Raw genomic sequence first — 9,953 nt, 5'->3', positions numbered from 1 at the left:
CGATGACCGCGATGACGACCAACGACCAGCTCACGGTCGGACTCCCGAAGGCCGGGAGCCGGGGCAGCACCTCCGGTGCCGCGCCGTTGAAGGACAACCACTACCAGCTCCTCCAGCTGGTGCTGTTCTGGGCCGGCGCGATCCTGCTGCCGCTCGGGCTCGTGGTCATCGTGCTGGGCTGGTACGGCGCCGCGAACACGCCGTACCAGTACGACCAGCTGTCCTACCTCGTGTCCGGCGGCCTGCTCGGGCTGGGCCTGACGTTCACCGGCGGCTTCCTGTACTTCGGTGCCTGGCTGGCGCGGATCGCGGCCGACGGCAAGGAGTCCTCGCGCCGGCTCGCGGACACGCTGCTCGTGCTCGCGGACGTCACGTCGCGAGCCGCGGCCACCCGCGACGACGGCGTGGACGTCTCGGCGCTGCCGGTGACCGCCGGCGACGGCACCACTATCCACCGCCGCGACTGCGCGCTGATCGCACACCGCACCGACCTGCACCCGGTCGGCGAGAACAACGGCGCGCTCACCACCTGCCGGGTGTGCAGGCCCTAGTCGTCCTCGGTGGCGACCTTCTCGTCGGGCTTCGCCGGAAGCACGGTGTCCATGTAGCTGCGCGCCGCCTCGAGGAAGTCGACCTCGTGGCCGGCGTTCTCGGAGAGGTACCACCGGTGCTCGAGGATCTCGTGGAAGATCTCGGCCGGCTCGAGCTTGCGGTCCGTCGGGATCATCGCGAGCACCGGCTCGTAGGTCTGGGTGAGCCACTTCGCGGCGACCAGGGAGCGGTCCTCGCGGCCGAGGTCCCAGTACGCCGAGAACGACGCGATGTCGTTGAGCATCCGCCGGGCCTGGGCGTCCTCGACATCGAGGCCGGTCAGCGCCTGCAGCTCGCGGCGGTGGTGGCCGAGCTCGACGACCTTGGGTTGGATCCGCACCTGGTCGCCGTCCCAGTCGGTGACGATGTCGAGCTCGTCGACGTCGAAACCCAAGTCGTTGAGCCGCTCCACGCGCTTCTCGATGCGCCACATCTCCGCGGTCGAGAACTCCTCGGCGGCGGTCAGCTCGTTCCACAGCGCGTCGTAGCGCTCGCGGAGGAGCTCGACGATCTCGTGCGCCTGCACCTCGTAGTCCAGTGACTGGCTGGCCTGGAGGTCGAGCAGCTCGGCGAACACGTTCTCGGTGGCGATGGTCAGGTCGTGCTCGCGCAGCTGGTTGGAGAGGCTCGGCTTGAGCTCACCGGTCTCGGCGTCGACGAGGTACGCCGCGAACCCGCCGGCACTGCGCCGGAACAGCACGTTCGACAGCGACACGTCGCCCCAGTAGAAGTCGGCGAGGTGCAGCCGGACCAGCAGCACCACCATCGCGTCGACCAGCGACGGCACGTTCTCCGCCGTCAGCCCGTGGGAGAACAGGCTGCGGTACGGCAGCGAGAACTGCAGGTGCTGGGTCAGCAGGGCGGCGGGCAGTGGTTCGCCGTTCGCGTCGACGCGGCCGGTGACCACGCCCTGCGGCAGCACCGCGGGCAGACCGATCCGCTGCAGGTCGCGGAGCATCCGGTGCTCGCGGAACGCGATCTCCTCGACGGTCTCCTTGACCGCGTAGGTGTTGGTGCCCGGCCGCACGATCCGCACCACGTGCCTCGAGAGACCGCGGGGGAGCGGGACGACGTGCTCGGTCCACTCCTCCAGTGGCAGGTGCCACGGCAGCCCGAGCAGCGCCGGGTCCGGCCGGCCGGACACGATGCGGAGTGCCATGTGTCGAGGCTAGATGCTCCAGACGGAGAAGGTCGGCCCGTCCACGGCCGGGATCGTGCCGCTGACGTCCCCGTCGGTCCCGGTCGTCAGCAGCAGCGTCGCGTCGCCGAGCGCGATCACGACCTCGGGCGCGGCCGCCCGTCGGGCCGCGACCAGCACCGAGCCCGCCGGGTGCTCGCGGAGGAACACCAGGGTGTCGTCGGCGACGTGCGCCCAGCGGAGGCCGCCGCGGCGCAGGGCCGGGTGCTCGTGGCGCAGCCGTGCGAGTCCGGCGTACGTCGCCAACGTGTCCTCGTCCCAGGCCTCTCGGCGGTGCCAGGGGAACGGCCGGCGCGAGTCCTCGCCGAGGACGCCCTCCATGCCGATCTCGTCGCCGGCGAACAGCATCGGCACGCCGGGAAGCGTGAACTGCAGGCCGGCCGCAACGCGGTGCACCGCGCCGGAGCCGGTGAGCGTGCGGATCCGCGCGCTGTCGTGCGAGCCGAGGATGTTCCAGGACGACGTGGTCGCGCGCCAGCCGTAGCGGCCCTGCCACTCACGCAGGCTCTGCACGACGCTCGCGCCCGGCCGGCGCGACACGGGGACCGGGCGCCCGAACGCCCGCGCGGGCGAGTCGGGGTCGCGCAGCCACGACCAGACCGGCCACGAGAAGCCCGAGTAGTTCATGGTGCCGTGCCAGCCGTCCCCGTCGAGGTCGGTGGACGCGTCGTGGTTGTGCTCGCCGATCACGAACGCGTCGGCGCGCTCGGCCAGCGCGGTGCGGCGTACCGCCCGGGCGACGTCGTGGTTGACGTCGACGGCGCCGAGGCGGCCGGTCATGTTGGCGACGTCCACGCGCCAGCCGTCGAGGTCGAACGGCGGCCGCAGCCACCGCGCGACCACGGAGTCGGGTCCCTCGACCATCGCGGCGCGCAGCTCCGTGTTGGTGTGGTCGAGCTTCGGCAGCGTGTGGTGGCCCATCCAGCACTCGTAGGTGCCGTCTGGCCGGAAGCAGTAGAAGTCCTGCGTGTCCGGGTTCTTGAACCACTCGTGGGTGTCGCCGGTGTGGTTGGTGGTCAGGTCGCCGAGGATCCGCCAGCCGCGCTCGTGCACCGCGGTCGCCAGCCGGACGTACGCATCGTCGCCACCGAGCAGGTCGTCGACCCGGTCGAAGGTGGAGGCGTTGTAGCGGTGGTTGCTCTCGCCGGGGAACACCGGCGTCGTGTACACGACCGTGACCCCGATCCCCGCGACGTGGTCGAGGTGCTCGGTGACGCCGTCGAGGTCGCCGCCGAAGAACTGCAGCGGCGTGTGCGGGTCGTGCGGCTCGAACGCGACCGTGTCGTCCCACCCGGCCGGCACCGCCCAGTGCGGCGTCTCGCGCTCGTCGGCCGCGCCGGACCGGGCGAAGCGGTCCGGGAACACCTGGTACACCACGGCGTCGCGCGCCCAGTCCGGCGCCGCCGGGTGGGAGCTGAGCCGGAAGTCGAACGCGTCCGGCGGGTCGTGGTCGACGACGCCGGCGCCGGTGAGCCAGCGCTGGGTCGCCCCGGCGACCAGCAGGAACCGGTAGTGGGTGACCGGGTTGTGCACGGGCAGGTCGCCCTGCCACCACACGGCCTGCTCGTCGCGCGCGATCTCGATGCAGGGGTGGTACGTCGGCTCCGCGTCGTACGTCGTGCGCACCCAGACCTGGTCCACCGGGTCGTCGATGCTGGTGCGCACGCGGACCTGCACCGGCCAGCCGGTCGCGGGGGCCTCGTCGTCCACGTACAGCGGGGAGCCGTCGTGGTGGGGCTCGTGCAGCAGGGTCATCGCGGTCGCCTTCCGTGCGGCTCGAGGAACACCGGGCCGGGTCCGTACGCCGCCGCCTCGTCGCCCGGGTTGCTCAGCGCGCAGGTCTTGAGACTCAGGCAACCACAGCCGATGCAGCTGTCCAACCGGTCGCGCAGTCGCTGGATCCGCTCGATCTGCTCGTCGAGGCGTGGACGCCAGGTCTGGCTGAGCCGGGTCCAGTCCGCCTTGGTCGGCACCCGGCCGTTCGGCAGCGTCGACAGTGCCTCGCCGATCTCCTCGAGGCTGAGCCCGACGCGCTGCGCCGTCCGGATGAACGCGATCCGGCGCAGCGTCGACTGCTCGTAGCGGCGTTGGTTGCCCGCCGTCCGCGTGGACACCAGCAGCCCCTCCGCCTCGTAGAACCGGATCGCCGACGTCGCCACGCCCGCGCGCTCGGCGAGCTGGCCGATGGTCAGCAGGGTCATGGGCCCAGCCTTTCCTGAGTTGAACTCCCCTTCAAGTTTTTTGGGGTAGTCCCTGACGTTTCCGGGGTCACGTCCGGCGTGTCGACCCCGGAAACGTCAGGGACTACCCCAAACGAAGATCTAGAACGTGTTCTAGATCGCTGATACCGTCCGCGCTGTGACCGATTCCTCTGCCCGCGTCGTCGTCATCACCGGAGCCGCCTCCGGCATCGGCTACGCCACCGCCGAGCTGTTCCGCGATGCCGGCGACATCGTCTACGGCCTCGACATCAACCCGACGGTCCCCGAGGGCGTGACGTACGTCGAGTGCAACGTCGGGGACAAGGCTGCGGTCGACGCCGCGATCGAGCGGTGCTCCGAGCACGGCCGCATCGACGTGCTCGCCAACGTCGCGGGCATCGTGCAGTTCGGCCGCATCGAGACCGTCACCGAGGCCGAGTGGGACCGCGTGCACGCGGTCGACCTCAGGGGCCCGTTCTTCCTGATCCAGGCCGCGCTCCCGCACATCCGCGCCGCCAAGGGCAACATCGTCAACGTCTCGTCGGTGGCCGGCAACGTCGCGCAGCCGTACGCCACGGCGTACGCCGCCGCCAAGGGCGGGCTGACCCAGCTCACCAAGGCGCTCGCGCTGGAGCTGTCGCCGGAGGGGATCCGCGTCAACGCGATCTGCCCGGGCACCGTGGACACCCCGATCGTCGAGCAGGTGTTCCACAAGCTCACCGACGACCTGAACACCCGCGTCGCCGACCGGCTGATGATGATGCTCCCGGGCGGCGCCATCGCGCCGGCCGAGATCGGCCAGACCATCGTCTGGCTGGCCTCGCCGGCCGCGCGGATGATCACCGGCGCGGTCATCGCCCACGACGGCGGTATGAGCTGAGCGTTGCGCGGCACGTAACATGTCCGCGCCGCCGGTGTAGCTCAGTTGGTAGAGCGCCTCTCTTGTAAAGAGGATGTCGCGGGTTCGACTCCTGTCACCGGCTCGTGGAGTCGTCGCAGCGCCTGTTGTTCCTCGCCGGTCTCGCCCGCTCAGGCACGACCGCGCTGCTGCACGTCCTGAACGCGCACCCCGAGGTCGCGATCGGGATGGAGCGCTACAAGCGGCTGCTCAACGGCCAGATCGACCTGCTGCGCCCCGAGCTCTTCGACCAGGAGCGGTTCTTCGACTTCTCCGACGGGCTCACCAACCAGGATCCCGAGGAGGCGGCGCGCTGGGGCGTCGACTACGCCGCGATCGAGAAGAAGTACGCCGCAGCGACGTACGTCGGCGACAAGATGACCACGATCCGCTTCGGCGCGGTGCACGAGCGGCTGCCGGAGGCGCGCTTCGTGTTCATCGTCCGCGACATCGACCAGGTCGCGTCGTCCTGGGACCGTCGCGCGCAGGACGACACCGACGTGAACTGGCCGGAGCGGTCGGACGCACGCGCGTCGGTCGAGCGGTGGAACCGGTCGCTGCGGCGGATCCGGCGCGCGGCGCGCCAGTATCCGGAGCTCACCACCGTGGTGGAGTACGCCCGGTTCTTCGGCGACCCGGAGGCGACCAGCCTCAGGGCGGTGCTCGACTCCCTCGGGCTCCCGTGGACGCTCGAGGTGGCCGACGAGTTCGCGCGGGTCCACAACGAGTACGTCGACAGCGTCGCCGGACGCGACCGGCAGCTGTCGGACGACGTCCGCGCGTTCGTCGACGAGCTCGCCGACCGCGGCCTGTGGCGGCAGGTCAACCGGCTCGCGGTCTAGCGTCCTGGATCAGGGTCCGTACGCGCTTCGCGCGCTAGCGGAGCCTTCGCACCTCGAACGACTCCGGCGGGTCCGCGATCGCGTCCTGCGCGGCGACGAGCTGGATCTCGCGGGTGCCTGCGGCGATCGTCTCCTCGAGGATCGCGAACACCGACGACGTGGTGCGCGACAGCGCGGTCGCGGCGGAGCCGGTCGACAGCAGGTGCGCGAGGTACAGCGCGGCGGTGACGTCACCGCACCCGTTGGGCGTGATCGGCAGCAGCGGCGTCTCGACCGCCCAGGCGCCGTCGTCGGAGACCGCGACGACGTCGAGGCGACCCTCGGGCACCTCGCCGTGGATCACGCTGGTCACCAGCACGTCGCGCGGGCCGCGCTCGCGCACCTCGTCGACCGCGTCGAGGATCTCGGCGAGCGTCGAGGTCTCCCGCCCGACCAGGAAGTCCAGCTCGAAGTGGTTGGGCGTCAGGACGTCGGCCTGCGGTACGACGGTGTCGCGCATGAACTCCGGGATCCCCGGCCGCACGAACATGCCGCGGCCGACGTCGCCCATCACCGGGTCGCAGCAGTAGACCGCCTCCGGGTTGAGCTCCTTCACCTGCGCGACGGTGTCGAGGATGATCCCGCCGACGGCCGGGTCGCCCTGGTATCCCGACAGCACCGCATCGGCCTCGCCGAGCACGCCGCGGTCGCCGATCCCCGCGATCACCTCGCGCACGTCCTCGGGCGCGAGCAACGGCCCGCGCCAGGCGCCGTACCCGGTGTGGTTGGAGAAGTGCACGGTCAGCACCGGCCAGACCTCGTGGCCGAGGCGCTGCAGCGGGAACACCGCCGCCGAGTTGCCGACGTGGCCGTAGGCCACCGAGGACTGGATGGACAGGATCTTCACTCTCGGCATCCTCCCGACGGATCTCTTTGCGGGCAAACTAGAACTTGTTACAGTTGTGGCCGCGCACACATTCCAGCGGTATGTCTCGAGCGAGGATCACAGATGGCGAAGAACCTGCCGTACAAGAACGAGGCCGACTACGTGGTGGTCGGGTCCGGCAGCTCGGGTGCAGCGATCGCGGGCCGGCTGGCGCAGTCCGGGGCGAGCGTGATCGTGCTCGAGGCCGGCAAGAGCGACGAGCAGTTCCTGGTCAAGAAGCCCGGCATGATCGGGCCGATGCACTCGGTGCCCGAGATCAAGAAGCGGGTCGACTGGGGGCTGTACTCCACGCCCCAGAAGCACATCCTCGACCGCAAGATGCCGGTCCCGCGCGGCAAGGTCGTCGGCGGCTCGAGCTCGATCAACGGCATGGTCTACGTGCGCGGCAACCGTGCCAACTACGACTCCTGGGCGGCCGAGGGCTGCGCCGGCTGGTCGGCCGACGAGGTCAACGCGGCGTACAAGCGCATGGAGGACTTCGAGGACGGCGCGAACGAGTTCCGCGGTGCCGGCGGACCGATCAAGGTCACCCGCAACAAGACCCCGCAGGAGGGGTCGCTGCAGTTCATCCAGGCCGCGTCCGACACCCTCGGCGCGAAGGTCCTCGACGACTACAACGCCGGGGAGCAGGAGGGCGTCAGCCGGATGCAGCAGAACGCCGCCGGCGGCCTGCGCTACTCCGCCTCCCGCGGCTACATCCACCACCTCGACGTCCCCACCCTGCAGCTGCAGACCGAGGTCCTCGTCCGGAAGGTGAACATCGAGAACGGCCGGGCGACCGGCGTCGAGGTCACCGACAAGGACGGCTCGAGGCGCACGGTCCGGGCGGCCAAGGAGGTCATCCTCTCCGCCGGATTCGTCGGGTCCGCCCAGATCCTGATGCTCTCCGGTGTCGGGCACGCGCAGCACCTGCGAGACCACGGCATCGAGGTGGTCGCGGACCTGCCGGTCGGCGACAACCTGCACGACCACATGTTCCACGCGCTGACCTTCCATGCCACCTCGTCGAAGATGCGCGGGAAGGCGTCGTTCTTCGCCAAGGGCGTCGCCAAGGAGCTCGTGCGGCCGGGCAAGAGCTTCCTCGCGAACTCCGTGTTCGAGGCGGTCGCCTTCCTGAAGACCTCGCAGGCGACCGACATCCCCGACCTGCAGCTGCACCTGCTGCCGTGGTCGTACGTCTCGCCGAACCAGGACGAGCCGATCCGTCACGACGTCGACCCGAACCCCGCGATCACGATCCTCTCGACGCTGATCTACCCACGCAGCCGCGGCACGCTGCGGCTGGCGTCCAGCGACCCGACGAAGGCGCCGCTGATCGACTTCCAGTACCTCGCCGACCCGGGCGACCTCGAGGTGCTCGCGGAGGGCTCCGAGATGACCCGCGAGATCATGGCCGGCGCGGCCTTCGGCGGCTCTGTGAAGGGCGAGCTGCACCCCGGCGCGAGCCTCAAGGGCCAGGAGCTGCGCGACGCGATCCTCAACCGCGCGACGTCGGTCTACCACGGCGTCGGTACCTGCCGGATGGGCGTCGACGAGCTGTCGGTCGTCACGCCGGACCTCAAGGTCCGCGGCGTCGAGGGGCTTCGCGTCTGCGACGCCTCGATCATGCCGACCATCACCGGCGGCAACACCAACGCGCCCGCGATCATGATCGGTGAGCGCGGCGCCGACCTCGTGCTCGACCGAGCCTGATGAAGGGGCATTGATCCCATGACGCTGCAGCGCCCCGCCTCGATCACCGACGCGTTCCTCGAGAAGCTCGTCGCCCGCGTGCCGTCGACCAGTGGCGGCACCTGGAAGCTCACCGAGGTCTACACCGGCGAGGTGCTGGTGGAGCTGCCACAGTCGACGCCGGAGGACATCGAGCAGGCGTTCCGTACGGCGCGGACCGCGCAGCGCGAGTGGGCCGCGCGCCCGCTCAAGCAGCGGCTCGAGGTGTTCAAGCGCGCGCACGCGCTGTTCCTCGACAACGCCGAGACCACGACCGACCTGATCCAGGTCGAGAGCGGCAAGAACCGGCGGATGGCGATCGAGGAGACCTGCGACCCGGTGATGGTGATGAGCCACTACCTCAAGCGCGCGCCGAAGCTGCTGGCCCCGGTGAAGCGCGGCGGCCCGGTCCCGATGCTCACGACGTCGACCGAGATCCGCCATCCCAAGGGCGTCGTCGGCATCATCGCGCCCTGGAACTTCCCGTTCGCGACCGGCATCTCCGACTCCATCGCGGCGCTGATGGCCGGCAACGCGATCGTGCTGAAGCCGGACAACAAGACCGCGCTGTCGCCGCTGTACGGCATCCAGATGCTCGAGGAGGCCGGGCTCCCGAAGGGCCTGTTCCAGGTCGTCTGCGGCGAGGGCCCGGACGTCGGCCCGACGCTGATCGACAACGCCAACTACGTCATGTTCACCGGCTCGACCGCGACCGGCCGCGTCGTCGGCGAGCGCGCCGGCCGGAACCTGATCGGCGCCTGCCTCGAGCTCGGTGGCAAGAACCCGATGATCGTGCTCGAGGACGCGAACCTCGACGAGGTCGTCCAGGGCGCGATCTTCGGCGCGTTCGGCAACACCGGACAGATCTGCATGCACATCGAGCGGATGTACATCCCGGAGTCGCGGTACGACGACTTCCGCGACAGGTTCGTCGCGGCGACGAAGGCCTTGAACGTCGGGGCGGCGTACGACTTCGGTCCGGACATGGGCTCGTTGGTCTCGCCCGGCCACAAGGACCGCGTGCAGTCGCACGTCGAGGACGCCGTCGCGAAGGGTGCGACCGTGCTGACCGGTGGCAGGGCCCGGCCCGACCTCGGCCCGGCGTTCTTCGAGCCGACGATCCTGGAGGGTGTCACCAAGGACATGCTCGCCGGGGTCACCGAGACGTTCGGCCCGGTCGTGGCGCTGCACAAGTACCGGACCGTCGACGAGGCCGTGGCGCTGGCGAACGACACCGACTACGGCCTCAACGCCTCCGTGTGGGGCGGAGACGTCGCGAACGCCTGCCAGGTCGGCAAGCGGATCGAGTCCGGCAACGTCAACGTCAACGACATCCTGGCCACGGCGTTCGCCTCGAAGGGCACGCCCTCCGGTGGCGTGAAGCAGTCGGGTGTGGGCGCTCGGCACGGCGACCAGGGCCTGCTGAAGTACACCGACGTGCAGAACCTCGCGGTGCTCAAGAAGCAGGTGATGGGCGCGAAGCCCGGCCAGGACTACGACAAGTACGTCAAGGGGATGCTCAGCGGGCTGCGGATGATGCGCAAGACCGGCATCCGCTGACGGGTTCACCCGGTCAGGGTGAACCGAA

9 protein-coding genes and 1 tRNA gene are annotated in these 9,953 nt (G+C 70.1%); 6 read left to right on the top strand and 4 right to left on the bottom strand.

Annotation, left to right across the window (positions count from 1 at the left end; translation table 11 throughout):
- Window positions 1-11 precede the first annotated feature (11 nt).
- Window positions 12-551: a hypothetical protein gene (locus MJ604_RS13660; RefSeq protein WP_243059007.1), complete on the top strand. Its 540-nt coding sequence runs from the start codon at window positions 12-14 to the stop codon at window positions 549-551.
- Here the strand turns inward: MJ604_RS13660 and MJ604_RS13655 are convergent.
- The 3 genes from MJ604_RS13655 to soxR are packed head-to-tail and all read right to left on the bottom strand — an operon-like array spanning window position 548 to window position 3,990.
- Window positions 548-1,750 (bottom strand): DUF4032 domain-containing protein, encoded by a 1,203-nt coding sequence (locus MJ604_RS13655; RefSeq protein WP_243059006.1) that lies wholly within the window; start codon window positions 1,748-1,750, stop codon window positions 548-550. The two genes, MJ604_RS13660 and MJ604_RS13655, sit on opposite strands and share 4 nt — an antisense overlap.
- Window positions 1,751-1,759: 9 nt before the next feature.
- Window positions 1,760-3,544 carry a glycoside hydrolase family 13 protein gene (locus tag MJ604_RS13650; RefSeq protein ID WP_243059005.1) on the bottom strand — a complete coding sequence of 595 codons (1,785 nt, stop codon included), beginning with the start codon at window positions 3,542-3,544 and terminating at the stop codon, window positions 1,760-1,762.
- On the bottom strand, window positions 3,541-3,990 hold the full coding sequence (gene soxR, locus MJ604_RS13645; RefSeq protein WP_243059004.1) for a redox-sensitive transcriptional activator SoxR: 450 nt from the start codon (window positions 3,988-3,990) through the stop codon (window positions 3,541-3,543). The genes MJ604_RS13650 and soxR overlap by 4 nt, the downstream gene beginning before the upstream one ends.
- 157 nt (window positions 3,991-4,147) lie before the next feature.
- Here soxR and MJ604_RS13640 point away from each other — a divergent pair, with 157 nt between their 5' ends.
- The 3 genes from MJ604_RS13640 to MJ604_RS13630 all read left to right on the top strand — a co-directional run bounded on the left by MJ604_RS13640 (window position 4,148) and on the right by MJ604_RS13630 (window position 5,730).
- Entirely contained in the window at window positions 4,148-4,870 is a 723-nt protein-coding gene (locus MJ604_RS13640) for an SDR family NAD(P)-dependent oxidoreductase (protein WP_243059003.1), read from the top strand.
- A 30-nt stretch (window positions 4,871-4,900) separates the two neighbouring features.
- Window positions 4,901-4,973, top strand: a tRNA-Thr gene (locus tag MJ604_RS13635).
- Between the two features lies 1 nt (window position 4,974).
- Entirely contained in the window at window positions 4,975-5,730 is a 756-nt protein-coding gene (locus tag MJ604_RS13630) for a sulfotransferase (RefSeq protein ID WP_243059002.1), read from the top strand.
- A 34-nt stretch (window positions 5,731-5,764) separates the two neighbouring features.
- Here MJ604_RS13630 and pdxY read toward each other — a convergent pair whose 3' ends face one another.
- A complete protein-coding gene (gene pdxY, locus MJ604_RS13625; RefSeq protein ID WP_243059001.1) occupies window positions 5,765-6,616 on the bottom strand; it encodes a pyridoxal kinase PdxY in 852 nt (283 codons plus the stop codon).
- A gap of 102 nt (window positions 6,617-6,718) precedes the next feature.
- Here pdxY and MJ604_RS13620 point away from each other — a divergent pair, with 102 nt between their 5' ends.
- Both MJ604_RS13620 and MJ604_RS13615 read left to right on the top strand, forming a co-directional pair.
- Window positions 6,719-8,347, top strand: coding sequence for a GMC family oxidoreductase (locus MJ604_RS13620; protein WP_243059000.1), 1,629 nt, complete (start codon window positions 6,719-6,721; stop codon window positions 8,345-8,347).
- A gap of 18 nt (window positions 8,348-8,365) precedes the next feature.
- A complete protein-coding gene (locus MJ604_RS13615) occupies window positions 8,366-9,925 on the top strand; it encodes a succinic semialdehyde dehydrogenase (protein WP_243058999.1) in 1,560 nt (519 codons plus the stop codon).
- Window positions 9,926-9,953 lie beyond the last annotated feature (28 nt).

The sequence above is a fragment of the Nocardioides sp. SR21 genome (assembly GCF_022761125.1).
In the GTDB taxonomy this organism is placed as follows: Bacteria; Actinomycetota; Actinomycetes; order Propionibacteriales; family Nocardioidaceae; genus Nocardioides.
Note: the sequence above shows the minus strand (reverse complement) of the source record. Positions and strands in the feature narration are given on the sequence as shown.